Source organism: Metabacillus indicus, assembly GCF_046603695.1.
Lineage (GTDB): Bacteria > Bacillota > Bacilli > Bacillales > Bacillaceae > Bacillus_P > Bacillus_P indicus.
Genome location: NZ_CP176757.1, coordinates 2,622,060 through 2,645,402, shown reverse-complemented (window position 1 = coordinate 2,645,402; position 23,343 = coordinate 2,622,060). Strand labels below are relative to the sequence as shown.

General features: G+C 45.9%; 28 protein-coding genes. 14 read left to right on the top strand and 14 right to left on the bottom strand.

Features of this window, described 5'->3' with window-relative positions; all coding sequences use genetic code 11:
• The first annotated feature begins 23 nt into the window (after positions 1–23).
• Entirely contained in the window at positions 24–455 is a 432-nt protein-coding gene (locus ACK1LH_RS13495) for a GNAT family N-acetyltransferase (protein WP_411333345.1), read from the top strand.
• Between the two features lie 411 nt (positions 456–866).
• Here ACK1LH_RS13495 and namA read toward each other — a convergent pair whose 3' ends face one another.
• Positions 867–1,883: an NADPH dehydrogenase NamA gene (gene namA / locus ACK1LH_RS13490; RefSeq protein ID WP_411333344.1), complete on the bottom strand. Its 1,017-nt coding sequence runs from the start codon at positions 1,881–1,883 to the stop codon at positions 867–869.
• A gap of 560 nt (positions 1,884–2,443) precedes the next feature.
• Here namA and ACK1LH_RS13485 point away from each other — a divergent pair.
• The 3 genes from ACK1LH_RS13485 to ACK1LH_RS13475 are packed head-to-tail and all read left to right on the top strand — an operon-like array spanning position 2,444 to position 5,296.
• Entirely contained in the window at positions 2,444–4,096 is a 1,653-nt protein-coding gene (locus ACK1LH_RS13485; protein WP_411333343.1) for a M20/M25/M40 family metallo-hydrolase, read from the top strand.
• Positions 4,077–4,841, top strand: a complete 765-nt coding sequence (locus tag ACK1LH_RS13480; RefSeq protein WP_411333342.1) for an alpha/beta hydrolase — start codon at positions 4,077–4,079, stop codon at positions 4,839–4,841. The genes ACK1LH_RS13485 and ACK1LH_RS13480 overlap by 20 nt, the downstream gene beginning before the upstream one ends.
• A 17-nt stretch (positions 4,842–4,858) precedes the next feature.
• Positions 4,859–5,296 (top strand): NUDIX domain-containing protein, encoded by a 438-nt coding sequence (locus tag ACK1LH_RS13475; protein WP_411335100.1) that lies wholly within the window; start codon positions 4,859–4,861, stop codon positions 5,294–5,296.
• A 24-nt stretch (positions 5,297–5,320) separates the two neighbouring features.
• Here the strand turns inward: ACK1LH_RS13475 and ACK1LH_RS13470 are convergent, their stop codons facing one another.
• The 4 genes from ACK1LH_RS13470 to proC form a co-directional block, all read right to left on the bottom strand.
• Complete coding sequence (locus ACK1LH_RS13470) at positions 5,321–6,016, bottom strand: B12-binding domain-containing protein (RefSeq protein WP_411333341.1); 696 nt, start codon at positions 6,014–6,016, stop codon at positions 5,321–5,323.
• Between the two features lie 21 nt (positions 6,017–6,037).
• Positions 6,038–6,406: a hypothetical protein gene (locus ACK1LH_RS13465; RefSeq protein ID WP_411333340.1), complete on the bottom strand. Its 369-nt coding sequence runs from the start codon at positions 6,404–6,406 to the stop codon at positions 6,038–6,040.
• Positions 6,403–6,708, bottom strand: coding sequence for an antibiotic biosynthesis monooxygenase family protein (locus ACK1LH_RS13460; RefSeq protein ID WP_029280018.1), 306 nt, complete (start codon positions 6,706–6,708; stop codon positions 6,403–6,405). The genes ACK1LH_RS13465 and ACK1LH_RS13460 overlap by 4 nt, the downstream gene beginning before the upstream one ends.
• An 81-nt stretch (positions 6,709–6,789) precedes the next feature.
• On the bottom strand, positions 6,790–7,629 hold the full coding sequence (gene proC / locus ACK1LH_RS13455) for a pyrroline-5-carboxylate reductase (protein ID WP_411333339.1): 840 nt from the start codon (positions 7,627–7,629) through the stop codon (positions 6,790–6,792).
• A gap of 498 nt (positions 7,630–8,127) precedes the next feature.
• On the opposite strand from proC, the gene ACK1LH_RS13450 reads away from it, so the two are divergent.
• Both ACK1LH_RS13450 and ACK1LH_RS13445 read left to right on the top strand, forming a co-directional pair.
• Positions 8,128–9,081 (top strand): MBL fold metallo-hydrolase, encoded by a 954-nt coding sequence (locus tag ACK1LH_RS13450; protein WP_411333338.1) that lies wholly within the window; start codon positions 8,128–8,130, stop codon positions 9,079–9,081.
• 13 nt (positions 9,082–9,094) lie between these two features.
• The gene (locus tag ACK1LH_RS13445; RefSeq protein ID WP_035206905.1) at positions 9,095–9,889 is read left to right on the top strand and encodes an SDR family NAD(P)-dependent oxidoreductase; all 795 of its coding nucleotides are present in this window, start codon (positions 9,095–9,097) and stop codon (positions 9,887–9,889) included.
• Positions 9,890–9,926: 37 nt separating this feature from the next.
• Here ACK1LH_RS13445 and ACK1LH_RS13440 read toward each other — a convergent pair whose 3' ends face one another.
• Positions 9,927–10,118, bottom strand: coding sequence for a YqzH family protein (locus ACK1LH_RS13440; RefSeq protein ID WP_411333337.1), 192 nt, complete (start codon positions 10,116–10,118; stop codon positions 9,927–9,929).
• 1,103 nt (positions 10,119–11,221) lie between these two features.
• Here ACK1LH_RS13440 and ACK1LH_RS13435 point away from each other — a divergent pair.
• The gene (locus tag ACK1LH_RS13435) at positions 11,222–12,484 is read left to right on the top strand and encodes a DNA polymerase thumb domain-containing protein (protein WP_411333336.1); all 1,263 of its coding nucleotides are present in this window, start codon (positions 11,222–11,224) and stop codon (positions 12,482–12,484) included.
• A 14-nt stretch (positions 12,485–12,498) separates the two neighbouring features.
• Positions 12,499–12,831 (top strand): YolD-like family protein, encoded by a 333-nt coding sequence (locus ACK1LH_RS13430; protein ID WP_029280030.1) that lies wholly within the window; start codon positions 12,499–12,501, stop codon positions 12,829–12,831.
• A gap of 406 nt (positions 12,832–13,237) precedes the next feature.
• Here the strand turns inward: ACK1LH_RS13430 and ACK1LH_RS13425 are convergent, their stop codons facing one another.
• A complete protein-coding gene (locus ACK1LH_RS13425; protein ID WP_029280031.1) occupies positions 13,238–13,435 on the bottom strand; it encodes a CDGSH iron-sulfur domain-containing protein in 198 nt (65 codons plus the stop codon).
• 128 nt (positions 13,436–13,563) lie between these two features.
• Here ACK1LH_RS13425 and ACK1LH_RS13420 point away from each other — a divergent pair, with 128 nt between their 5' ends.
• Together ACK1LH_RS13420 and ACK1LH_RS13415 are read left to right on the top strand one after the other, a co-directional pair.
• Complete coding sequence (locus ACK1LH_RS13420) at positions 13,564–13,887, top strand: iron-sulfur cluster biosynthesis family protein (protein ID WP_029280033.1); 324 nt, start codon at positions 13,564–13,566, stop codon at positions 13,885–13,887.
• Between the two features lie 13 nt (positions 13,888–13,900).
• The gene (locus ACK1LH_RS13415; protein WP_029280035.1) at positions 13,901–14,143 is read left to right on the top strand and encodes a DUF2552 family protein; all 243 of its coding nucleotides are present in this window, start codon (positions 13,901–13,903) and stop codon (positions 14,141–14,143) included.
• A gap of 86 nt (positions 14,144–14,229) precedes the next feature.
• Here the strand turns inward: ACK1LH_RS13415 and ACK1LH_RS13410 are convergent, their stop codons facing one another.
• From ACK1LH_RS13410 to ACK1LH_RS13395, 4 genes are all read right to left on the bottom strand, one after another.
• Positions 14,230–15,186, bottom strand: a complete 957-nt coding sequence (locus ACK1LH_RS13410; RefSeq protein WP_411333335.1) for a proline dehydrogenase family protein — start codon at positions 15,184–15,186, stop codon at positions 14,230–14,232.
• A gap of 82 nt (positions 15,187–15,268) precedes the next feature.
• Positions 15,269–16,189, bottom strand: a complete 921-nt coding sequence (locus ACK1LH_RS13405; protein WP_411333334.1) for an alpha/beta hydrolase — start codon at positions 16,187–16,189, stop codon at positions 15,269–15,271.
• Positions 16,190–16,286: 97 nt separating this feature from the next.
• Positions 16,287–16,415, bottom strand: coding sequence for a hypothetical protein (locus ACK1LH_RS13400; protein ID WP_267881650.1), 129 nt, complete (start codon positions 16,413–16,415; stop codon positions 16,287–16,289).
• Between the two features lie 137 nt (positions 16,416–16,552).
• A complete protein-coding gene (locus tag ACK1LH_RS13395) occupies positions 16,553–17,464 on the bottom strand; it encodes a hydroxymethylglutaryl-CoA lyase (RefSeq protein ID WP_411333333.1) in 912 nt (303 codons plus the stop codon).
• Between the two features lie 798 nt (positions 17,465–18,262).
• Between ACK1LH_RS13395 and ACK1LH_RS13390 the strand changes: the two genes are divergently transcribed.
• From ACK1LH_RS13390 to ACK1LH_RS13375, 4 genes are all read left to right on the top strand, one after another.
• A complete protein-coding gene (locus ACK1LH_RS13390; protein ID WP_411333332.1) occupies positions 18,263–19,456 on the top strand; it encodes an acetyl-CoA C-acetyltransferase in 1,194 nt (397 codons plus the stop codon).
• Between the two features lie 3 nt (positions 19,457–19,459).
• On the top strand, positions 19,460–20,155 hold the full coding sequence (locus ACK1LH_RS13385) for a CoA transferase subunit A (protein ID WP_411333331.1): 696 nt from the start codon (positions 19,460–19,462) through the stop codon (positions 20,153–20,155).
• A gap of 14 nt (positions 20,156–20,169) precedes the next feature.
• Entirely contained in the window at positions 20,170–20,838 is a 669-nt protein-coding gene (locus ACK1LH_RS13380; RefSeq protein WP_029280047.1) for a CoA transferase subunit B, read from the top strand.
• Positions 20,839–20,904: 66 nt separating this feature from the next.
• Positions 20,905–21,162 carry a DUF3886 domain-containing protein gene (locus tag ACK1LH_RS13375; RefSeq protein WP_029280048.1) on the top strand — a complete coding sequence of 86 codons (258 nt, stop codon included), beginning with the start codon at positions 20,905–20,907 and terminating at the stop codon, positions 21,160–21,162.
• A 64-nt stretch (positions 21,163–21,226) separates the two neighbouring features.
• Here the strand turns inward: ACK1LH_RS13375 and ACK1LH_RS13370 are convergent, their stop codons facing one another.
• From ACK1LH_RS13370 to mciZ, 3 genes are all read right to left on the bottom strand, one after another.
• Complete coding sequence (locus ACK1LH_RS13370) at positions 21,227–21,949, bottom strand: toxin regulator (RefSeq protein ID WP_411333330.1); 723 nt, start codon at positions 21,947–21,949, stop codon at positions 21,227–21,229.
• 243 nt (positions 21,950–22,192) lie between these two features.
• Complete coding sequence (locus ACK1LH_RS13365) at positions 22,193–23,098, bottom strand: aldo/keto reductase (protein ID WP_411333329.1); 906 nt, start codon at positions 23,096–23,098, stop codon at positions 22,193–22,195.
• Positions 23,099–23,169: 71 nt separating this feature from the next.
• The gene (gene mciZ / locus ACK1LH_RS13360) at positions 23,170–23,292 is read right to left on the bottom strand and encodes a Z-ring formation inhibitor MciZ (protein WP_081414156.1); all 123 of its coding nucleotides are present in this window, start codon (positions 23,290–23,292) and stop codon (positions 23,170–23,172) included.
• Positions 23,293–23,343: the final 51 nt, after the last annotated feature.

Below are 23,343 nucleotides of genomic sequence, written 5' to 3'. Positions count from 1 at the left end.
GCTAATTTTAAGGGAGCGAAAACATGAACAGAGTGCTTGCTGCAGATATCGCAGACTTAAATAGGTTAGTAGAAATAGACAGTGAGGTAATTGATAATTCAAGCAGACGGGAAATCATAAAACGTGCTATCGAGAATGGACAGTGTCTCATTGCTAAGGAAGAAGAGGAGATTGCAGGGTTTCTTATTCATGATACCAGCTTCTTTGAGTGTGCGTTTATCTCTCTCATTATTGTGTCTCCATCCAAGAGGCGCAGGGGAATTGCAAGTTTGCTAATTGACTATATGGTGAGGTCATCTGCAACAGAGAAAGTTTTTTCTTCAACGAATCAATCTAATTCAGATATGCATAAAGTCTTTCATTCAAATGGGTTCATTGAAAGCGGCATTGTGGAAAATTTGGATGATGGAGATCCGGAAGTGATTTATTTTAAAAAGCGGACAATGGTAAGTTAATCAATTTACAAACTTTGCAGGCGTTGTATGACGAAATGAAAAATTGTGAAGATTAAAAGTTCAATCTATAAGCCCATGCAGAAGAAAGAGGGGAAGATAGTTGAAAACAATGTTTGCATTATTTCTAATGCTTATCGGAGTGCTTTTGGCCAGTATTAATTTTGATGATCTGGGTTTTACAGAAAATATGCTGATAAATTTTGTTGGGTTTACAATATTTATATTTAGTGTGAACACCATGATAAAAAAGAGTCCAATCTAAATAAAATGGATTGTTTATCATTTATTGCTTCTCATTGTCTATCTGCCCCTTCAACTCATTTCAAATGATTTTTTTCGCATGCAAAAAAACACCGCCAAAAGCGGTGCTGAATTGCGTGCTTATATATTTCTAGCTCATTACACTAAGGCTTACCACCCGCGCGCATACTGCTTAGGCGCTTCAATCTCAACGCCAAGTTCAGCTGCTGCAGTTCGCGGCCAGTATGGGTCACGGAGCAGGGCGCGTGCAAGGAAGATAAGATCTGCGCGGCCGTTGCCAAGGATTTCTTCAGCCTGTGTTCCGGTTGTGATCAGGCCGACAGCTCCAGTATCGATGCTGGCTCCTTCGCGGATGCGCTCGGCAAATTTCACCTGGTAGCCAGGGAAGACTTTGATGTCTGCAGGAACAAGGGCACCTGAGCTGACATCGATCAGATCGACTCCCTGTTCTTTCATCCATGAGCAGTAATCCACGTAATCTTCTACGTTCAGTCCTTCAGGGTTGTAGTCTGTTGCAGATACTCTTACAAACAGCGGTCCGTCCCAGACTTCGTTAACAGCATCAATAACTTCTTTCAGGAAGCGGTAGCGGTTTTCTTTGCTGCCGCCGTATTCGTCTGTCCGCTTATTGGAAAGCGGTGAGAGGAACTGGTTGATTAAGTATCCGTGTGCGCCGTGAAGCTCGATGATATCAAATCCAGCTTTTTTCGCACGGATTGCTCCGTCTTTAAAAGCTTGAATGGTTTCTTTAATTTTTTCTGTTGTCATCTCGACAGGTGTTTTGCTTTTTTCATTAAATGCAATGGCGGATGGTGAGACAATCTCGCCTTCGAGCACGGCTTTTCTTCCGGCATGTGCAAGCTGGATCGCCGTTTTGGCGCCATTTTCTTTCATGCCGTCAACTAATTTTTTCAAACCTTCGATATGGTCATCGCTCCAGATGCCAAGATCCTGCGGTGAAATTCTGCCCTGAGGCGTAACAGATGTCGCTTCAATCATGATCAGCCCCGTACCGCCAATGGCGCGGCTAATGTAATGGGTCATATGAAAATCCTCGACCATTCCGCCTTCGCGGTGTGAAGAGTACATGCACATCGGAGACATCACGATCCGGTTTTTAAGTGTGACGTTTTTTACGGTGTATGGTGTAAATAAGTGATTCTTCATGTTAATTGCCTCCCTGAGTGAAATTCATAAAAAAAGTATATCAGCTTTGCGGTAAGACTTCATGTAAGTTGCCTGACGATGGAGCATTGAGTGAATGCATCCTTATAATTAGGGGTGCCGGAGATACAGGGTAGCAAAAAGTGAAAATGCTGCACCATAATCGCAAACACCGAAAATATGGGGTAACAAAAAGTGAAAATGCTATCCCATAATCTCAAGCACCGAAAATATGGCGTAGCAAAAAGGGAAAATGCTGCCCTATAATCACGAGTACCGAAAATATAGGGTATCAAAAAGGGAAAATGCTATCCCATAATCTCGAGCATCGAAAATATAGGGTAGTAAAAAGGGAAAATGCTATCCCATAATCGCAAGCACCGAAAATAAAGGGTACCAAAAAGATAAAATGCATCCCTATAATCAGAAGTACCGAAAATACAGGGTAGCAAAACTGCAAATTCACTCCTCCAAATCCACTCCACATATTCAAAATGACCCTCTTTTAAAAATTGTGAAAATTCTTTAGAATAGAAGCAGCATCTATTTTAGGAGGTCTCATCATGACAGCAAAATGGCAATCGAAACAGCAGCTGACAGAGCTTTTAACAGGACTAGTTAATCTTGCGAGCATCACGGGATCAAAGGATGAGATTGCCCTTGCCCAGCATCTTTATTATGTGCTGAATGATTTTCCTTATTTCAAAGAACATCCGGATCATGTGAAACTGCATCCGCTTGAAGACGGCCGCTATTTTTTGACGGCTTTTGTTAAAAGCAAAAAAGAAACGGAAGATACGGTTATCCTGATGAGCCATTTCGATGTGGTGGATGTGAAGGATTACGGTCATCTTGAGCATCTTGCTTTCCGGCCGCACGAGCTGACAAAGGAACTTGCGAACTCGGCGAATCTTCTTCCGCAGCCGGTGAAAGAGGATCTTGAAACAGGCGACTGGCTGTTTGGCCGCGGAACTATGGATATGAAGGCGGGACTGACGGTTCAGCTCGGCATGCTTGAGCAGGCGATGAACGGTGAGTTTGACGGGAATTTGCTCCTGCTGACGGTTCCTGATGAAGAAGTAAATTCAGCAGGGATGCTCGGGGCTGTGCCTGTTCTTCAAAAGCTGAAACAAAAATACGGTCTTTCCTACACGGCATGCGTCAATTCAGAGCCGATGTTTTCGAGGTATCCGAATGATGAGAATTTCTATGTGTACAGCGGGTCGATCGGAAAAGTGCTGGCCGGGTTTTACTGCAGCGGGGTGGAAACGCATGTAGGCGAGCCTTTTTCTGGACTGAACGCGAATTTAATCATTTCCGAGCTGAACAGATTGCTTGAGCTGAATGAAAACTATTCGGAAAAGACCGGCGGAGAAGTGACGCCGCCGCCGATGAACCTTATGCAAAAAGACCTCAAAGAGGAGTATTCGGTGCAGATTCCACATGAGGCCGTTTCGCTGTTCAACATTTTGACGATGAAACGGAGCATGCTTGAATTGCACGGGATGCTGATGAATACAGCCTCTGCCGCAGCGCGCAGGGTGGAGAAGTTTTATGATGAGAAGGCTAAGCATTACAGCCGGTCTGTCGGCTATACGCCTGCATCCTACCGGGTAACGGTCATGTCCTATGACGAACTGCTTGCCTATGCCGTTCAAAAAGTGGGTGAAGAAGAAGTCAACAGGCATATTGGGTATTTAAAAGCCAACCGCGGTGATCTTGATGACCGTCATTTTACGAATAAGATCGTTTCCGGTCTGTCTGGTTTGTGCAAGGAGCTTGCTCCCTTAATCGTTGTGTTTTACAGTCCGCCGTTTTATCCATCTGTTTCATCTAAAGAGGACGCGTTTATCCAGGATGTTCTGTCGGATGTGCAGAGCTATGCCGGCAGCAAATTCGGAATCTCTCTTGTGAATCAGGAGTACTTTGCGGGGCTTTCGGATTTGAGCTTTCTTCAGCTGCGTGACAGTGAGGAGTCGATTCGAGAACTGACAGCCAATATGCCAATCTACGGGGATCACTATAAGCTGCCGCTTGATGAAATAAAAGAGCTGGATATTCCTGTTTTAAACGTCGGCCCTTACGGAAAGGACCCGCATAAGTGGACAGAGCGCCTTCATTTGCCGTATTCCTTTGAAACGTGCCCTGAGCTTCTGAACTATACATTGAAACAAATTTTTAAAAAGGCAGAGAGTGATGAATTACATCAGGATTGAACTGGAAAATTCCAGGGGACTTACCCTCATCGGCCATTTATATGAAGCCGATTCTCGCAGACTTGTCATCATGTGCCACGGGTTTACGTCGGACAAGTCATCGCGTGGCCGGTTCAACCGGTTTGCAGCTGTTTTCCAGTCACTCGGATGGAACGTGCTTGCCTTTGATTTCAGCGGCTGCGGCGAGAGTGATGACGATACTCTGACAATGGCAAAAGAGAAGGATGATCTTCAGTCGGTGATGAAGTATGCCAAACAACGCGGCTTTCAATCAATTGTCCTTTACGGTCACAGCCTTGGCAGCAGAATCTGCCTGATGTGTTATTCAAAAGAAGTGAGTACGATGATTCTGACAGGTGCGTCAACAGGTCCGCATACTTACGACTGGAATAATCACTTCACAGCCGAGCAAATGAGAGAGCTTCAAGAAACAGGAGTGATTACAGAGCATCTTTCCTCCGGTCCTCGTAAACAAATCATTATCGATCAGCAGATGCTGCTTGATTTTGAACAGGGGAACCAGAAGGAGCTGCTGTCGGCCGTTGCCTGTTCGGTTCTGATCATACACGGGAATGCGGACGAAGAAGAAAGAATGCTTTTAGAGACGTCTAAGAGGGGAATGAAGTGGCTGCCCCAAGCCTCAATACTTGAGGTGATTGATGGAGCTTCACACAGTTTTATGGAGCATCTTGATGAAGTGGAGAAGCTTGCAGTTGAGTGGCTTTGTAAGCAGTCAGAGGAATGAAGGGACGGGAAAACAGCATGTTCATCGTAAATGCAGAAGGGGCCGTTTTTAAAGGAGACAAATGGCTCATCATTGAACGCAGCATGAGGGAAGAGCACGCCCCAGGGCTGCTTTCCCTGCCCGGCGGAAAAGCGGAAAAAGAAGGCGCTGAAATGGATATTCTGGAAAACACGGTCAAGCGGGAAGTGGAAGAGGAGACAGGTGTTGTGGTTAAGGGTGAAGTCCGTTACGTTCACAGTGCATCGTTTCAGTCAGATGATGGCTTCCATGTTGTGAACATCGTGTTTTTATGTGAATACAAAAGCGGGACGGCTCATCCGAAAAGCGAAGAGGAGGTTTCTGATGCTGTCTGGATGACGGCGGAGGAAATTTTTGCTCATCCGAATTCACCTGTCTGGCTGAAAACCAGTATCCGTCTTGCAGAACGCAAAAAAGCGGCGGACGCCATCCTTTAACGGGATGTCGTCCGGCCGCTTTTTTTATGATCGGGTCAGACTTTTATCTGTAAGCAATGGAATAGCTGAAACCCTGCTGCCGATTTTCATTTTATTGTGTCTCTTCAGCCAGTTGTCCACCGATTTCAGGTCGTACATGATTTCTGTATTTCCTGAACAGTAAGGACTGATATCGTACTGGCCGACAATTCGTCCGCCAAGCAGGATGTCCGGGTGATTTGGAAGGGCAGAAAGGGCATCGATGTATTTTTTGACATTTGGAAGATGATATACGATGGATACCGAAAGACAAATGACTTCCGGCTTCCAGAGCTCGGCTTTTTTTATAGCGTATTCAAGCGGGAGGTTGGGCCCCAGGTAATGAGTTTCCCACCCTTGCTGATCAAACAGGCTGTTGACCATCTTCAGCCCGAGATAATGCTGCTCGCCTTCTACACAAAGCAGCATAGCTTTTTTTCTGTTTTCTGACTCCGGATGCTGTTCCAGCGGATAGAGGGTTGAAAGGATAAAGTCGCACACAACACTCGCAAGATGTTCGTCTGCAACCGTAATCTCATTGTTTTCCCATAAATCCCCGACATGCTGCATTGCGGGGGTGAATAACTCTTCAAACAGTTGGATCCGTGACAGGTGACTGTGGTCCTTAACCAGCTGAACAGCGGCTGTTTCATTGCCGTCTAACAGCAGGTTTGCAAACTCAAAAGCTGCTGAACTCTTCATACAGAGCACCCCATTTCTCTTTTATTTCTCTTTCTCTTTCAATAGTGCATCTGTGCCGGCTTTAAGGTAAGCCAAGTAGGCAGACACTCTCTCCTGATCCTGAATCTCCATTTCAAGGAGTACCTCTTTCAAGTAATCAAAGTTATCAATCAAATGCTGCGTCTTCATGCCGTGTTTGACAAGAATGCCGTTCAGCCAGATGGCGTAGTCTGTAAATACCTGTGCATTCTGCAGATCAAAAGCGGTTTGAAGGTGCTTAAGATGATGATGGTTGTCTTCTCTGCATTTTTCTTTGCCTTTTTCTCCGAATCTCTCAAGAAGGAAAGGCTCATTTTGATAGATTTTCTCGGTTGCTTCATAGACAATCTGATCCGCAGGGAAAAAGCTCATCGGGCGACCACCTTGTATTGCTTGACCTTGGGAATGACGGCAGCAAGCTCCTGATCAGGATACTTCTTTTCAAGGTCATGGATTTTCTTGAATTCCTCGCTTTTGACCCAGTTCATGTAGTCTTCTTTTCTTTCAAAAAGCAGCTGGACCGTCAATTCTCCCGCTCGCTTATCGTTTTGCAGAAGCAGAAAATCAACGAATCCTTTTGCTTCATCTACCATTCTTGAACGGTTCTGATATATGGAAATGACTTCTTCGGCCTTTTCATCCGGCACATCGAAGGTCGAAAAAACTGTATACATGCTACCACCTGTCTGTAAATGTGACATTTCGTTTTCTTTTTATTTCAACAAGGCTGCTTTTTTTCCTGCACCTTTATCTTATCAAGTATGCTCTTTTTGAGCGTTTTTTGCAAACAATTCACCCATTTCGGCAGAGCGTTCGGTCGCCGTTTTCACACATTCTCTTAATGCTTTTTTAACGGCATAGTGCTCAAGCCTTGCAATGCCGGCCTCTGTTGTGCCCCCCGGACTTGTTACTTCTTTTCTGAGAACTTCCGGCTGTTTTCCTGAGTGCAGGAGCATTTCGGCCGCTCCGAGGAAAGTTTGGGCGATGAGTGCTTTTGCTGTGTGTGCTTCAATGCCATTATCGGCCGCAGCTGCTTCGAGTGCTTCTGCTAAGTAATAGATGTAGGCAGGTCCGCTTCCTGAAAGGCCTGTTACCGCATCTAGCTGATTCTCTGATACGTGCACGACCGTACCGATTGCGCGGAACAGTTCTGATGCTGCGTCCATTTCCGCCTGGCTGACTTCTGATGTGCAGGCAAGGGCGGTCGCCGATTTCCGGATGGCTGCAGATGTATTTGGCATGGCCCTGATGACGGACAATTTTTTTCCGAACAGATCCTGGATCGTTTCAGTGGAAATACCTGCAAGGACAGAAATAATCAAGTGGCTGTCTGTGACATGCTCCCGTATGCTTTCAATTCCTGATCTGACATCCTTCGGCTTCATGGCAAGAATGATGATATCGGCATGTTTGACAGCTTCGCGCTTGTCTCTGGTGACTGAGACCCCGTAGGACTCTTTTAAAAATGAAAGGCGTTCATCATTTGAATGGTTCGTGACAATTAGTTGGCCAGGAAGGCAGACACCGTCGCTGATTAACCCGTTGATGATGGCTTCGGCTATAGCTCCTGCACCTGTAAATGCGATGTTTTTCATCTTTTTCCTCCTGAAATTTTTTCCAAAATAAAAACCGCCTCATCCAGTAAAAAAAGGACGAAACGGTTTCCGCGGTACCACCTTCATTGAGCGACGTGAATCACTCCAGCTTATGCTCCCGTATCGAGGGGCAGCGTCAGGTTTGCCTGAAAGCTCACAGGGCAGGTTCAAGCGGCAAGAGGATGATGAAACCTTTCAGCCGGCGGGTTTCACTCTCTGTTCATCATTGCGGATTTACTATTCCTGTTCACAGCTCATTACGTTATTTATTTTGCAGCATTCGCGCGTTAAAGCATATTAGTTGTTCATCATTATGCGAGGTTGGACAGGCGTTTGTCAAGGAGTATTTTTTCAATAATAACCGGTGAATTATTTGAAAATAATGACACGTTTGCAGGGAACGTGTAAAATAGGCTTAATAATAGGTGAATAAGCATTCATTTTACATGTATTGAATATAGTAGTCATATATAAAAATAACAAAATGAGGACGATGGTATGAAATTAAAATCAGATTACATAATCCCTATCACCCTCCCGACGCCTTTTCCGGTGGGGGATGTGAACGTTTATCTTGTAAAAGGAGACCGCCTGACGCTGATTGATGCCGGTCCGAAAACACCGGAGGCATTTGCCGCTCTTACAGCCCAGATGAAGGATGCCGGATACCGTCCGGAAGACATTGAGCAGGTAATTCTGACCCACCACCATCCGGATCATGTCGGGCTGCTCGATTATCTGCCCGAGTCGGCTGAAGTGATTGGTCACCGCTACAATGCTCCGTGGATCAGCCAGGATCAGGTATTTATGGAAGAGCAAAAGACCTTTTTTCTGAAGCTGTTTGCCGAGTTGGGCGTAGAAGAGAAGCAGCTTCCGTACCTCGCAAGATTTGTATCAAATCTAAAATATTCATGCAAACGGGAGCTCTCATCAGATCTCAGAGAAGGGGACCCTGTGCCGGGAATGAACGGGTGGCACGTCATTGAGACACCTGGGCATGCTCAGACGCATATCGCGCTGTACAGGGCTGAGGATGGCATGATGTTTGGGGGAGACCATATCCTGAAGCATATATCTGCAAATCCATTATTGGAACCGTCTATGGAAGGCGGGGTGCGGCCGAAACCGCAGCTGCAGTTTAATGAATCCTTTGAGGCTCTTTTGAAAATACCGCTCTCAAGTGTGCATTCCGGGCATGGTGAAACTGTCGCAAATCCGCACGAACTGATACAATATCGGTTGAAAAGACAAAAAGAACGCGCCTATGAAGTGCTGTCGTTTTTAAAAGAAAAACCGATGACAGCGTTTGAAGTATCCGAAAGGCTGTTCCCGCGTCTTTATCAGAAGCAGATGATGCTCACGATGTCAGAAACGGTGGGGCAGCTGGATTATCTCGAAGCGATGGGGGAAATTAAGGGTCAAATGGAAGGGGTACACATCCTTTACTCTTGATGAGGTGAACGAAATGAATCAAAAATTGAAAGACCGCTATGTCGTCATTACCGGTGCATCGGGCGGAATCGGCGAAAAAATGGCCGCACTCGCAGCGGCAAGCGGCGCACATCCAATCCTGATTGCAAGACGGGCTGACCTGCTTGCCGCAGCAGCAAAACGAATCTCTGATCAATATGGCGTCACCTGCACGTATTATCCGCTCGACGTAAGCGACCTGGACGCTGTCGCGCAGACGTTCGCCCGGATTTTGGACAGTGTCCCTCAAATTGATGTGCTCGTCAACAACGCCGGCTTCGGCATCTTTAACACAGTGGAAGAGGCTACACTGGATGAAATGACCTCCATGTTTGAGGTGAACGTATTCGGACTAATTGCCTGCACCAAAATGGTCCTGCCGGGGATGAGAGCACGGAATGACGGACATATCATCAACATCGCCTCACAGGCCGGAAAGCTCGCAACACCAAAATCAAGCCTGTACTCAGCAACAAAGCATGCGGTTCTCGGCTTCACAAACAGCCTCCGGATGGAGCTTGCCGGCACCGGCATTCACGTCACATCCGTCAACCCGGGGCCGATCCAGACGAATTTTTTCAATATTGCAGATCAAAGCGGAACGTACGTAAAAAATGTTCAGCGCTTTATGCTTGATCCTGATAAAGTATCTGAAAAAATTGTCAGCGCCATGATGACCGAAAAGCGCGAAATCAACCTGCCCGGCTGGATGAATGCCGGCAGCAGCTTTTATCAGCTCATGCCGCGCGTGTTTGAAAAGCTCGCGGGGAAAGCATTATCCAAAAAGTGAAAACAGCCTGCCGGCAAAGGCAGGCTGTTTTTTTCTGCTACAATTCCTGATTCGTCACAAACCCGTACACAACATCTTCGACCGTCTCAAACCACTCCGAATCCTCCTGCGCCCGCTTCTGCATCACTTTTGCAACAAGTTCTTCTTCCTCTTTTTTACTCAATGATCCGTGCAGCTCATACTGCTGAAAAGACTGCAGAATCATCTTCAAAATCCATTTTTCGTTCATGTTCCACCTCGTTCTATCCTGATTATAAGGAGGATTGGGGGAGATGCCAAGCGGGGGTTTTTGTGGGGGGGCAAGGGTCTGATTTAGCGGCTCCGCCTTTTGTGTTGGGCCAGCAGCTCCATAGGGTCACCCGGAAAAGAGGGGCGGGAGACTTTTGAGTACCCTCAATCTTTGGTTTCTGAGTTTTGGTGGTACGATACTGGCTTTTTAGTGCCTTCAATTTATGATTTTTGTGTTTTGAGGGTACGAATCCGGGCTTTTAGTGCCCTCAATTTTTGGTTTTTGGGTTTTGAGGGTACAAATCTGGCTTTTTAGTACCCTCAATTTTTAAATTTTGGTTTTTGAGGGCACGATACCGGCTTTTTAGTACCCTCAATTTTTGGTTTTTGGGTTTTGAGGGTACAAATCTGGCTTTTTAGTACCCTCAATTTTTAAATTTTGGTTTTTGAGGGCACGATACCGGCTTTTTAGTACCCTCAATTTTTGAATTTCGGTTTTTGAGGGTACGATTCCGCTTTTCGTATTGTCTAGCTCCGCCTCCTAGTCCTTCTGTCAGAACAAAATCCCCGAAAAAGTCAAAATCGGACTTTTCCGGTGATTTCTTATCTGACTGCCAGGCCTGAACAGTCGGCTCCGCTTTTCGTGTTGTCCAGCTCCATCGCCTAACTCCTCGGCCAAAAAGGATCCGACGGAAAAAGCAAGACCGGCTTTTTCCGTCGGATCCTTTTCTGTCCTTCGGAGCTAAACAAGGCGATTCCGCATTTCGCGTTGTCCAGCTGCACCGGCCAACTCCTCAGTCGGAACAAAATCCCCAGAAAAGGCAAGTTCGGCCTTTCCGTGTGATTTCTTATCCGCCAATCGGAGCTAAACGGCCGATTCCGCTTTTCGCATTGTCCAGCTCCGCCTCCTAGTCCTTCTGTCAGAACAAAATCACCGAAAAAGTCAAAACCGGACTTTTCCGGTGATTTCTTATCTGACTGCCAGGCCTGAACAGTCGGCTCCGCATTTCGTAGCAAAAACTACCATTGAAATCGAACGTATATTCGCTTACTATTAGCATATACTGAATGGGAACATATATTCTGTTGTGAGGAGTAAGAACGATGATTGAGGATTACAGCCAATTTCCAAAACGAAAGATTCTGTGCATTGATATGAAGAGCTTTTATGCCAGCTGCGCGGCGGTTCTGGAAGGTCTTGACCCGCTTACGTGCCATTTGGCGGTGGTTGGTGACACAGAAAGGCAGGGAAGTATTGTCCTGGCGGCTTCGCCCTGTCTGAAAAAAGATTTTGGCATCAAGACCGGATCCCGTCTGTTCGAAATTCCGAAAGATTCCCGCATTCGGATTGTGAACGCAAAAATGGCTTCTTTTGTCCGTATTTCGACTGAACTGACGCGCCTGTTTCACCGGTATGTCCCGAAGGATGCCATCCACACGTACAGTGTCGACGAAAGCTTCATCCAAGTTGACGGAGTGGAGGGGATTTGGGGAGATGCGTGGGAGGTTGCTGCAAAAATCAGAGATGATATGGACCGTGAATTTTCGCTGCCGTGTGCAATCGGCATCGGACCCAATATGCTGCTTTCGAAAATCTGCCTTGATCTTGAGGCAAAGAAAAAGGGCATTGCGGAATGGACGTACGACGATGTAAAGGAAAAACTGTGGAAGGTGCAGCCGCTCCGGGAAATGTGGGGCATCGGCAGCAGAGTCGAAAAAACGCTGAACCGGATGGGCATTTTCAACGTAGGGCAACTAGCGGCTCATCCGCTTGAAGTACTTGAGAAAAAGTTCGGGATTATGGGCAACCAGCTTTATTACCATGCCTGGGGCGTTGATCTCTCTGAAATTGGTGCGCCGATTCTGCAGGGGCAGATCAGCTTCGGGAAGAGCCAGATTCTCATGCGGGATTATCCTGATCCGGAAGAGGTACAGCACGTCATTCTTGAAATGTGCGAAGAAGTCGCAAGAAGGGCGCGCACGCACAGGAAGGCAGGCAGGACGATCAGTCTCGGCATCGGCTACAGCCATGATGAGCTTGGAGGCGGATTTCACCGCTCACGGACGATGGAACGGCCGACCAACATCACAATGGAGCTCTACGAAACATGCCTCGCCTTATTTGAACAATTTTACGCACATAAAACTGTCCGGAAAATTTCGATTGCCCTCTCCAACATTGAAGATGATTCCGAAATGCAGCTCGATTTATTCCAGCCAAACCGCGAAAAAGAACAGATCCTTGGCTATGTCATGGACTCCATCCGCGGGAAATACGGACCCAATGCCCTGCTGCGGGCCGTTTCCTATACAAACGCAGGCACAGCAAGGCACCGCGCCAAGCTTGTCGGCGGACACAAAGCGTAAAAGGAGGGATACTCATGATTCGGGATCGGGGCAATATCAAATGGACATCCATGATGCTGCCTGAGCATGTAAAAATCTTAAGAGAACTTGAAATTGAACAAGGCTATAAAACGAAGCCCGCAGTAGACGAACAGCAGCTCGAGCATTTTAACGAAATCATCGGCCTCGCCATGGAGGAAAACCGCGAGCTTGCGTTTACCTACTACGAACATCACGATTTTCACGTGCTCAAAGGCCGCGTACACTACGTAGATCCGATCCGCGGATGCCTGCGGATCATCGGCGAAGACCACACGCGCGTTGATCTGCCAATCGAGAAAATAACGGATATAGGGGAGAAGGAGTGAGATGAAGGCGGGCGGGGGTGCCTGCCTTCTCTTGCAGTAGATATGAAAATGGGCGTGATCATACTGGTCATGCTCTTTTTGTTGTATAGGAGTTATAGTCCTGTTTTTAAAACACTTTGCAGGCGTTTGAGATGGGGGAAAGTGCTGTAATTTTGATTTAAGAACACTTTGGGAATGGGAGAGACGAGAGAAAATGTTGTAATCGGGTTTTAAGAACACTTTCGGGATGGGAGAGGCGAGAGAAAGTGTTGCAATCGGGTTTTAAGAACACTTTTGGAATGAGAGAACCGAGGGAAAGTGCTGTAATCCTGTCTCAAGAACTTTGAAGGCTCCGCCGTAAAAAGCCAATCCTGCTTTTTTCGGCGGATTTTTAACCTTCTGAACTAAACGGCCGCCTCCGCTCTTCCTACTCCGCCCTAACCACCGACTGAAACACTCCCTTATGCGAACCGTCGCAAAACGGCATTTTTTTGGAGAGGCCGCAGCGGCAGAGGGAGAAGCTCTGTTTGGTTTGGAAGACGTTTCCTTCTGCGTCGATCAGTTCGACGTCTCCGGTAATGCGCAGGGAGCCGTTGTCATTTACTTTGATGACGGGTTTTGTCATGGTATCACTCCTTCTATACCTAGACGTATTCAGCTGGACCCCGGGGTATGACAGGCAAGCCGCGGTGCGCATCTGACCGAGTTGTGATAAAATGTCCCTAAGCAACCTGAAATGAGGAGACATGACGTATGGAAATTAAATGGACAGACCGTGCCATGAAAAAAATAGAAGGCAGTGTTCAGGCTCATTCCGATAAACAAGTGAAGCTCAAGTATGATACCGACGGCTGCGGATGCGTGGTCAGCGGGGTGACCGCACTCTGGCTTGTTGATGAAAAAGACGGAGATGATGTTCTGATTGAAACGAACGCATATCCGGTTCTGGTTGAAAAATCAAAGATGGTGTTTCTGGATGAAAAGATGACAATTGATTTTAACGAGACGGCAAACAGCTACATGCTGACGTGTCCTTCGCAAATCTTGAATCCGCGCATGAGTCTGACTGTAAAGTGAGGTGGAGAGAAAGATGAAGGACCGCTTAACAACTCTTAAGAATATTGCATTAAATAAAACATGGGTTTCGTTTTTGAACAGCAACCATCCATATACCCTGCTGCACTGGTCGATTGGCGGAGTCTTTGAGGACAAAAAAGATGTCTGGCTGCTTCAGGATGAAATGACGTTTGAAGCACAGGAATTTGCTACGATTGATGAGGCAATTGCCTGGCTTGATGAACATATGCATGATATTACAGACGTACTAGGATAAACGCGAAAAAGTGTCTGGGACAAAACCACATCTGAAATGAAAAAACGGTGACATTTTACAACGAGTAAAATGTCACCGTTTTTCGTTTAATAAGAAGCAGTTTTCGTTTCAAAAGCTATAATATCTGATACAGCAGTGTAAATGTTAGGAGGATATTCTGCAATGCGATGCGCTAAGTACAGATACCATTCTGTGCCGTAAGTTACATAAACCCTCGCTTTGTATCCTTCATTTTTTGCATTTTTGATTAAATCAGACCTAACCCCATCTAACATTTCAAGCTCAACGTTTGAATGCTTTAAATAACCTTGCTCAAATACTTTTTCAAGCAGTTTTTCATCATGGGTAGCAATTGAAATAGGATGTTCAGCTTCAACGCCCACTCTGATAAATTCCAGGTAACGGTTATTCAGCTCTTCAGAACGGCCAATCTTAAGATCTGCAGGTTCCTGATAAGCCCCTTTTACAATTCTTATTTTTCCAGGATACTTAAACAATTCATTCAAATCGTCTAATGAACGTTTCAAATGAACCTGTAACGTAATTCCTACGTTTTTATATGTTGAAGCGACTTCTTTATAGATATCTAAAATACGATCTGTCTTTTCAGATTCTTCCATGCTGATCATGAGATTTAAGTGATATAGTTCAGCAGCTTGTGCCATTTCCTTTAAATTTTTCAAGGCAAGCTCTCTGTCAACCGACATGCCAATATGGGATAAATCAAACGAGATGGTTGACTGTATTCCATTAGCGCCTAATTGATGAATTAATGATATGAACTCTTCTTTCGCAGTATGGCACTCGTCAACATTTGTTGTATTTTCACCTATGTATTCTAAAGAAACAAGATAGTCTTTCGCAATAAGCTCTTTCGCTTTGTTAATTGCATCCAGCCTTGTTTCACCTGATACAAAGCGCTTTGCGGCCCGCATAAATAAAGGATAGAGCTCCTCTGAGTTCTGAATGTAGTTTTTTATCTCTCCATTTCTGGCAACCGATTTTAATGCATTGGAAAACCTGATTTCCTCGTGATTTAACATATACGTAAACTCCTCTCGTTAACGATATAAAAATGAAAATTATATCATGTATAAGGGAAGCTGTCATATCTTGCATAACAACTTACAGGGTAGTTTCGTATTCTTTCATTTCTTCATAAAATTCGTCAATGATCCGCTCATATTCCTCGCGGTTTTCGGTGTAGGACATGGCGTGGGCGCCTTTTTCGGCAAAGTACAGCTTTTTCATCCCTGATTTTTTCTCGAACAGCTGCTGGGTCATCGCTGACGGTATGTAATCGTCGTCCTTGCTGTGGATAAACAGAACAGGGTGCTGAATTCTGTCCATCACCGCAATCGGGGAAACGTCCTGGATGGTGTACCCGTCGCGCAGTTTCAGAAACCGCCTTGCAATCGGCATCACGAGGTATCCAGGGAGCTTGAAGTCCGATTTCAGGCGGTAAAGCAGCTGTTCCTGAAGATCTGAAAACGGGCAGTCGGCAATATAGTAATCGGCACCGTCTTCTACGAGTCCTGCATAAAGCAGTGTCGTGACGGCACCCATGGATTCCCCGTGAATGCCGAGATGCAGGTCATCGCCGACACGGTCCTTCAGCCAATTCACGACTGACTGAAGGTCGTATTTTTCGTAGTGCCCGAAGCTTGTTGTTTTCCCGCCTGATTCCCCGTGCCTTCTGTGATCATAAATCAGCACGTTGATGCCCCGTTTTAAAAACAGTTTCATGTACTTGACCGAGTTGATCCGGTTCATGGTGACCCCGTGGCAGATAATGACATAGGAGGAGGTGCTGTGGGGGGCAATAAGATGGCCTTTGATGTCATACCCGAACTGGGACGGGATGGATACTTCGATTTTGTTGTAGGCTTCATATTCGCTTTCATCGTAATGGCCGTCTTTTGTTTCGCGGTCGATAATTTCTTTGTCTGATTTCTTTCGCATGTACATCATCTGGTTGGTGAAAAAAAATCCTACTACGAAGATGTAGGAGAGGATGATTCCAGCTCCGATCAGCCACTTTTTCATCTGCATTCTTCCTTCCGCTGTATAATACATCCATTTTATCACGAAGAAGGAAAAGGAGAAAAACAAAAGCAGCAAGCACATGGGGCTTGCTGCCGCGTTATTGTTCCGAGTTTTGGCGTTTTGTCGGGTGTACAGCCTTTTCCAATTCTTCAAAAGCCATAGTCTGCTTCGGGGTATCTGCATTCGGCTTGCCTTTTTGGCTTTTTGATGCCTTTTCGTTTGTCATGATATCCGCTCCTTTCTGTCATCTAAGATGTGAAGAAAGGGGGAGAAATATACATGGAATGAACCAATCTTAAGACCAGCAAGACTAGAATGGATACTTAATAAAGATATGTCAAGCGCAGTTATATCCACTGCTGTTTATTCAGTTAGAAGCGTTTTTGACCGTTTGCTGAGCTGATATTGTTTGCTTTGAACACTTCCTGAAAGATGCGGCTCAATGATCTCCACTGCTTTCAGAAGCTGGTTCATGTCAATGCCTGTTTCAATGTTCAGAGCATGCAGCATATGGAGCACGTCCTCTGTTGCAGCATTTCCTGTAGCACCGGGTGCGAAAGGACATCCGCCGAGTCCGCCTGCAGACGTGTCAAACCTGTCGACGCCTGCCTGCAGCGCTGCGTAAATGTTGGCGAGCGCCATGCCTCTTGTATCATGGAAATGGGCCGTGATCAGCACGTCCGGCAGTGCTTTTTTCAGGCGTGAAAAAAGCTCATGCACTTCAAGCGGATTCGCCATGCCGATGGTGTCGGCAACACTTAAGTCATCAACACCCGCATCTGCAAACTGCCTGCAAAGCTCAACAACGGCATCCGCTTCTATTTTTCCTTCATACGGGCAGTAAAAAGAAGTCGAAATACACGCCCTCACAAAAAAATCTTCTTCCTTGAGCGAGCGGATCAGCGGTAGGAGCTTTTGCATGCTTTCTTCTGTTGTCGCGTTGATATTCTTTTGATTGAAGGTGCTGCTTACTCCCACAAAAAAAGCCACGTCTTTGCAGTTTGCCTCTTTTGCACGAGCAATCCCTTTTTCATTAGGAGTGAGAACAAGGTTTCTGTCCTCATCAGAACAATAGCTGATGATCTCTCCTGCATCTTTCAGCTGGGGAACCCACTTTGGAGAGACAAAAGAGGTCAATTCCATTTCTTTGCACCCCGCTTTTTTAAGCTCCTTGATAAACTGAATTTTAACGTCTGTCGGGATTTCATTTTTTTCATTTTGCAGCCCATCACGGGGACCGACCTCAATTAGCGTTGCATGTTTTGGAAGATTCACAGGAAGCACCAGCCTTTCGGATTTTTGAGTACCTTTAATTTCGGGATTTCAGGTTTTGAGGGTACGATTGGGGATTTTGCGTACCCTCAATTTCAGATTTTTAGGTTTTGAGGGTACGAAACGGCAATTTGCGTACCCTCAAATTTTGATTTTTGGGTATTGAGGGTACGAATCGGGATTTTGCGTACCCACAAATTTTGATTTTTAGGTTTTGAGGGTACTTATCGGCAATTTGTGTACCCTCAATTTCAGGTTTTCAGGTTTTGAGGGTGCGATTCCACTTTTCACATTGTCCAGCTCCGCCTCCTAGTCCTTCTGTCAGAACAAAATCCCCGAAAAAGTCAAAACCGGACTTTTCCGGTGATTTCTTATCTGACTGCCAGGCCTGAATAGTCGGCTCCGCATTTCGTATTGTCCAGCTCCATCGCCTAACTCCTCGGCCAGAACGGCTCCGCCGCAAAAAGCAAGCCCGGCTTTTTCCGTCGGATCCTTTTCTGTCCTTCGGAGCTGACCAAGGCGATTCCGCTTTTCGGGTTGTCCAGCTCCATCGCCCAGCTCCTCCGCCAGAACAAAATCCCCCAAAAAGTCAAACCCGGACTTTTCGGGTGATTTCTTTTCTGTCTGTCGGAGCTAAACGGGCGATTCCGCTTTTCGTATTGTAAGGGTTTACATATCCCCATATTAATAGTTTACTAAGAGTGTATGCAACTGAAAGCTGAATTTTGAAAAGATTGCAGGAATTTATCAGGATTTAGCGAAACCAATGGTTAAAGCCATGACAAAGGGGATGAGTGTAGTATGAGCAGCAATGAAGTAGTCATCGTGAGTGCTGTCCGCACGGCAATCGGGAGTTTCGGAGGAGCGCTGAAGGGTGTGTCCGCGCCGGAGCTTGGGGCGATTGTGATCAAGGATGCTCTTGAGAAAGCGGGTTTAAAGGGCGAGCAGGTGGATGAAGTCATTATGGGGAATGTGCTGCAGGCGGGACTTGGGCAAAATCCGGCGCGCCAGGCGGCTATGAAAGCGGGTCTTCCTGAGAATGTGCCGTCCATGACGATCAACAAAGTGTGCGGATCCGGTTTAAAAACGGTCCATCTTGCGGCACAGGCGATTTTATCAGGGGATGCAGAGATTGTGGTTGCAGGCGGTATGGAAAATATGAGCCAGGCGCCTTACATAATGAAAAATGCTCGGGACGGATTTAAGATGGGCGATCAGAAGCTGATTGATACGATGGTTTCTGACGGTCTGACGTGTGCGTTCAATAACTATCATATGGGTGTGACAGCAGAGAACTTGTGCGATAAATACGAGATTACGAGAGAAGAGCAGGATGAGTTTGCAGCGTGGAGCCAGCAAAAAGCGGTGAATGCGATTGAGTCCGGTACATTCAAATCGGAAATTACGCCTGTCGTCATTCCTCAGCGAAAAGGGGATGCTGTTACGTTTGAAACCGATGAGTTCCCGCGCGCAGGCACAACGGCAGAGAAGCTCGGCGGTCTTCGTGCTGCGTTTAAAAAAGAAGGTTCTGTTACAGCGGGAAATGCTTCCGGCATTAATGACGGTGCGGCAGCTGTCGTTGTTATGAGCAGAAAAAAAGCAGAAGAGCTGGGCATTCAGCCGCTTGTTAAAATCACTGCAAATGGGAATGCCGGCGTAGATCCAAGCATTATGGGAATTGGACCTGTCGCTGCCGTTCAAAAAGCGTTCCAAAAAAGCGGGCTGACAATGAATGACATGGACCTTGTGGAAGCGAACGAAGCGTTTGCGGCACAGTCGATTGCCGTTGACCGCGAACTTCATTTTGACAAAGAAAAACTGAATGTAAACGGCGGCGCCATTGCCCTTGGACATCCAATCGGTGCAAGTGGCACGCGCATTCTTGTGACGTTGATTCACGAAATGAAGCGCAGAAACGCTAAGCGCGGCCTTGCCACTCTTTGCATCGGCGGCGGCCAGGGTGTTGCGACAATCGTTGAAAATCTGGAGGGATAAATGATGAAGAAGATCTATACATCTTTTACAGAAGCAGTAAGCGAAATCAAAGATGGTTCCACTCTGATGGTCGGCGGTTTCGGGCTGTGCGGCATTCCTGAAAACCTCATCCTTGCCCTTGTTGAAACAGGCGTGAAGGATCTGACGATTATTTCAAATAACTGCGGTGTAGACGACTGGGGACTCGGGCTTCTTTTGAAAAATAAGCAAATCAAAAAGATGATCAGCTCTTATGTCGGCGAAAACAAGGAATTTGAACGCCAGGTGCTCTCAGGCGAGATTGAAGTCGAGCTAGTTCCTCAAGGGACGCTTGCTGAAAAAATCCGTGCAGGCGGAGCAAGCATTCCTGCGTTCTATACGCCTGCAGGAGTGGGCACACCGATTGCTGAAGGGAAAGAAACACGGAACTTCAACGGGAAAGAATACTTGCTTGAAGAAGCGCTGACCGCAGACTTCAGCCTTGTACGCGCGAGCAAAGCGGATAAAATGGGCAACCTGCTCTACAACAAGACGGCTCAAAACTTTAATCCGATGATTGCAGCGGCGGGAAAAGTCACGATTGCAGAAGTGGAAGAGCTGGTGGAAACGGGGAGCATTCAGCCGGACGGGATTCATACTCCGGGCATTTACGTTCAGGCACTCATTCTCGGAGAGCAGCAGAAGCGTATTGAGCGTCTGACTGTACAAAAGACAGGATGACAGGAGGCAAAGCCATGATACAAAACAAAGCAGAAGTCCGCGAGAAAATCGCCAAACGGGCTGAACAGGAAATTGAAAACGGTTTCTATGTGAATCTCGGAATTGGTATGCCGACACTGGTCGCCAATTATATCGGTGAAAACAAAGAGGTTGTGCTGCAGTCAGAAAACGGTCTTCTCGGGATTGGGCCTTATCCTAAAGAGGGGGATGTCGATCCTGATTTAATCAATGCGGGGAAGGAAACCGTCACAGCGATTCCTGGATCCGCTTATTTCGACAGTTCCGAATCATTCGCGATGATCCGCGGAGGACACGTGAATGTGGCCATTCTCGGAGGCATGGAAGTGTCAGAAAGCGGCGATCTTGCAAACTGGATGATCCCGGGAAAAATGATCAAAGGAATGGGCGGGGCGATGGATCTCGTTCATGGAGCACAGAGGATCATTGTCATTATGGAGCATGTAAATAAAAGCGGCGAACCGAAGATCCTGAACACGTGCACACTGCCGCTTACAGGCAAAGGTGTTGTGAACCGGATCATAACGGATCAGGCTGTAATAGATGTCACTGAACTTGGCCTCAAACTTAAAGAAGTGGCTAAAGGCTATACAGTAGAAGATATCAAACGCTCAACTGAACCTGAGCTAATCATCGGCGACGATGTCATCCTGGACGCCTATTAATCAGTCAAATCCCTTTCTAACATCGCCATTTCTTGTATATAATGAGTGTATATAGGAGTGATCATCATGGCGAAAAAACAGAAAAAACATCAAAAGGCACAGCCGAAAAAAACAGACGATGCGTCCCTGAACCTGAAGGACCGCCTCGATTCAGGCCTGTTTGAACAGCTCTCCGGAATGAAAAAAGGACTGCTTGAAGAACAGGAGCAAAAGCAGGAGCAGGAACGCCTGCAGAAGCTGAAAGAAAAGAAAGAAAAAGAGAAGAACAAAAGCTTTGAAGAGCTGCTTAACGACAGTCAGTTGAAGTGGTCGGATTATAAATAAGAAAATGCCTTCGCGGATGCGAAGGCATTTTAACTTCCAATAGCCAGGAGCATTGGTCTTGGGGTTAATCTATTTTTTCAATTAACATACCGGGGATTGATATATTTCCTCCCATAGTTGACTCATATGTTAATAAACCAGTAGACAGACCCATAATTGTAATGACATCATCTTCTAAAATTCTAGCTTCTACTATAGAAGAATCGAATTCTCCATAAATGATAGTGTCGTAGTTATCGTTTACAGCTAAACGAATTTGGGTGGTTCCGTCACCTTCCATAACTTGAATGACTTTGCCCTTAAACTTTACTTTCTCCCCAATAAAATCATCCGGGGTTCTGGCTAATTGATTATAAGTAATTCCTGTATCATAGCCTTTTTTGGCTTCTTCTTCAGCTTTACGTTTGGCTTCTTCTTCAGCGGCTTTAATCTCAGCTGCTTTTTTCTCAGCTTCAGCTTTTTCTTTTGCTTTTGCTGCTTCTTCTTTTTTCTTTAATTCGGCAGCTTTTTCCTTACGTTCCTGTTCAGATAATTTGAAAAAAGGCTCTGCTTCTTTAACCTTTTTTTCTAATTCACGTTTATCAGCCATTAACTCTTCATTTTCTTTGATAAGCTTTTTTAAATCCTCATCTTTTTCCTTTAATTGTCCAGAAGCATCCTTTAGTTCTTGTTGAGTAGATTCGACATCAGCACTAGAAGGGCCGCTTGTGCTACCGATAACAAGTGCAATAAGAGCAACAATTATGTACTTCCAATGTTTCTTTGAAAAACTAAATATTTTTTTCATGCTTTTTTCCTTCCCATAGGTAGTTTTAACATAATGTATGTGGGTGCAAACTGATATATGAAAAAATACCTGTGTGTATAGTTTTGTATATAATGACAATACATGGATTATAGCATAGTAATATGGAAAAAAATAAAAAAAGATAATTCTGAAGATGTGAGTCTAATTACCTATATGGAATCGTTTTTCATTTTCGAAACACGAAAAAAATCCTCCCCAATTGAGAAGGATTTTTTAATGCTACTACTCCCGATGCCCCTCATACTTATCAAACTTCGTCAAAGCCTGCAGCGCAACAAATTCTTCACCTGAAAGCGGGCGTGCCTCAGAAGCGCGGCAGTTTGCCTGAACTTGTTCGATTTTGCTGGCGCCGGGTACGATGGTTCCGACTGTCTGCTGTTTCAGGCAATATTGGATGGCCGTTTCGGTCATGGTAAGTCCGCTTTCTGCTGCGACTTGCGGAAGAAGTCTGCGCAGTTCTTCTTCGCTGTATGAGAGGTAGCCTTTTTCATTCAGCTTTGTTTCCCATTTGTCTGTAAGCAGTCCCTTGGCCATCGGGCCGCGGCCGATGACGCTGACACCATGGTCGTTCAGAAGGGAAAACCATTCTTCTGGACGGCGGTCAAGGAGGCTGTACTGCATCATGACAGAGACGATGGAGGATTTCTCCAAGTACTGTTTAATGACATTCGGACGGATGGAGGAGATGCCGTAGTAGCGGATCAATCCCTCTTTTTTCAAGTCTTCGAAAGCCTCGATGGTTTCATCGATATTGTCTTCGATTGTGCCCCCGTGGAGCTGGTAAAGGTCGATGTAATCTGTTTTCAGGCGTTTCAGGCTGTGTTTGACAGCTTCTTTTATGTAGCTTTTAGAAGCGTCCCACGTCCAGCCGTCTTTTGCGTCATTCCAGCGGTTACCCGCTTTTGTGGCTAGGATGATTTCTTTTCGTTTCTTTTTTAGAGCAGCTCCGACAAACTCTTCGTTCAGGCCGAAATCGTATAGATCGGCCGTGTCAAAATAGTTGATGCCATCATGAAGTGCTGCATCAATGATGGATTCTGCCTGCTCCTTGTCTGTTCCAAGGGACATACAGCCGAGTCCGACTTCACTTACCATTAAATCAGATGTGCCAAGCTGTCTTTTTTTCATTTGTCTCACTCCTGCCTGTTCGTCTTTCTACTGACATTAGTACAAGCAGGAGGAAAAAGCAATTGTGACGCTTACTTGTCCTTTGTCCACTGTTCGATTGTTTCATATTTTCTGCTGTATTCTTTCAGCTTCTCCCGGACTTCCCATGCTTTGCCGACAAGGACGATTCCCTTTTCCAGAAGGTAGATCTTCATGCTTATTCGCCTCGCTTCCCGTGTAGTGGATATCAGTATGTCCATTAAAGC

Bases quoted from the DNA above. Each gene is read 5' to 3' on its own strand.
- ACK1LH_RS13495 (WP_411333345.1), top strand. From the start codon at position 24: ATGAACAGAGTGCTTGCTGCAGATATCGCAGACTTAAATAGGTTAGTA.
- namA (WP_411333344.1), bottom strand. From the start codon at position 1,883: ATGAAGAATCACTTATTTACACCATACACCGTAAAAAACGTCACACTT.
- ACK1LH_RS13485 (WP_411333343.1), top strand. From the start codon at position 2,444: ATGACAGCAAAATGGCAATCGAAACAGCAGCTGACAGAGCTTTTAACA.
- ACK1LH_RS13480 (WP_411333342.1), top strand. From the start codon at position 4,077: ATGAATTACATCAGGATTGAACTGGAAAATTCCAGGGGACTTACCCTC.
- ACK1LH_RS13475 (WP_411335100.1), top strand. From the start codon at position 4,859: ATGTTCATCGTAAATGCAGAAGGGGCCGTTTTTAAAGGAGACAAATGG.
- ACK1LH_RS13470 (WP_411333341.1), bottom strand. From the start codon at position 6,016: ATGAAGAGTTCAGCAGCTTTTGAGTTTGCAAACCTGCTGTTAGACGGC.
- ACK1LH_RS13465 (WP_411333340.1), bottom strand. From the start codon at position 6,406: ATGAGCTTTTTCCCTGCGGATCAGATTGTCTATGAAGCAACCGAGAAA.
- ACK1LH_RS13460 (WP_029280018.1), bottom strand. From the start codon at position 6,708: ATGTATACAGTTTTTTCGACCTTCGATGTGCCGGATGAAAAGGCCGAA.
- proC (WP_411333339.1), bottom strand. From the start codon at position 7,629: ATGAAAAACATCGCATTTACAGGTGCAGGAGCTATAGCCGAAGCCATC.
- ACK1LH_RS13450 (WP_411333338.1), top strand. From the start codon at position 8,128: ATGAAATTAAAATCAGATTACATAATCCCTATCACCCTCCCGACGCCT.
- ACK1LH_RS13445 (WP_035206905.1), top strand. From the start codon at position 9,095: ATGAATCAAAAATTGAAAGACCGCTATGTCGTCATTACCGGTGCATCG.
- ACK1LH_RS13440 (WP_411333337.1), bottom strand. From the start codon at position 10,118: ATGAACGAAAAATGGATTTTGAAGATGATTCTGCAGTCTTTTCAGCAG.
- ACK1LH_RS13435 (WP_411333336.1), top strand. From the start codon at position 11,222: ATGATTGAGGATTACAGCCAATTTCCAAAACGAAAGATTCTGTGCATT.
- ACK1LH_RS13430 (WP_029280030.1), top strand. From the start codon at position 12,499: ATGATTCGGGATCGGGGCAATATCAAATGGACATCCATGATGCTGCCT.
- ACK1LH_RS13425 (WP_029280031.1), bottom strand. From the start codon at position 13,435: ATGACAAAACCCGTCATCAAAGTAAATGACAACGGCTCCCTGCGCATT.
- ACK1LH_RS13420 (WP_029280033.1), top strand. From the start codon at position 13,564: ATGGAAATTAAATGGACAGACCGTGCCATGAAAAAAATAGAAGGCAGT.
- ACK1LH_RS13415 (WP_029280035.1), top strand. From the start codon at position 13,901: ATGAAGGACCGCTTAACAACTCTTAAGAATATTGCATTAAATAAAACA.
- ACK1LH_RS13410 (WP_411333335.1), bottom strand. From the start codon at position 15,186: ATGTTAAATCACGAGGAAATCAGGTTTTCCAATGCATTAAAATCGGTT.
- ACK1LH_RS13405 (WP_411333334.1), bottom strand. From the start codon at position 16,189: ATGAAAAAGTGGCTGATCGGAGCTGGAATCATCCTCTCCTACATCTTC.
- ACK1LH_RS13400 (WP_267881650.1), bottom strand. From the start codon at position 16,415: ATGACAAACGAAAAGGCATCAAAAAGCCAAAAAGGCAAGCCGAATGCA.
- ACK1LH_RS13390 (WP_411333332.1), top strand. From the start codon at position 18,263: ATGAGCAGCAATGAAGTAGTCATCGTGAGTGCTGTCCGCACGGCAATC.
- ACK1LH_RS13385 (WP_411333331.1), top strand. From the start codon at position 19,460: ATGAAGAAGATCTATACATCTTTTACAGAAGCAGTAAGCGAAATCAAA.
- ACK1LH_RS13380 (WP_029280047.1), top strand. From the start codon at position 20,170: ATGATACAAAACAAAGCAGAAGTCCGCGAGAAAATCGCCAAACGGGCT.
- ACK1LH_RS13375 (WP_029280048.1), top strand. From the start codon at position 20,905: ATGGCGAAAAAACAGAAAAAACATCAAAAGGCACAGCCGAAAAAAACA.
- ACK1LH_RS13370 (WP_411333330.1), bottom strand. From the start codon at position 21,949: ATGAAAAAAATATTTAGTTTTTCAAAGAAACATTGGAAGTACATAATT.
- ACK1LH_RS13365 (WP_411333329.1), bottom strand. From the start codon at position 23,098: ATGAAAAAAAGACAGCTTGGCACATCTGATTTAATGGTAAGTGAAGTC.
- mciZ (WP_081414156.1), bottom strand. From the start codon at position 23,292: ATGAAGATCTACCTTCTGGAAAAGGGAATCGTCCTTGTCGGCAAAGCA.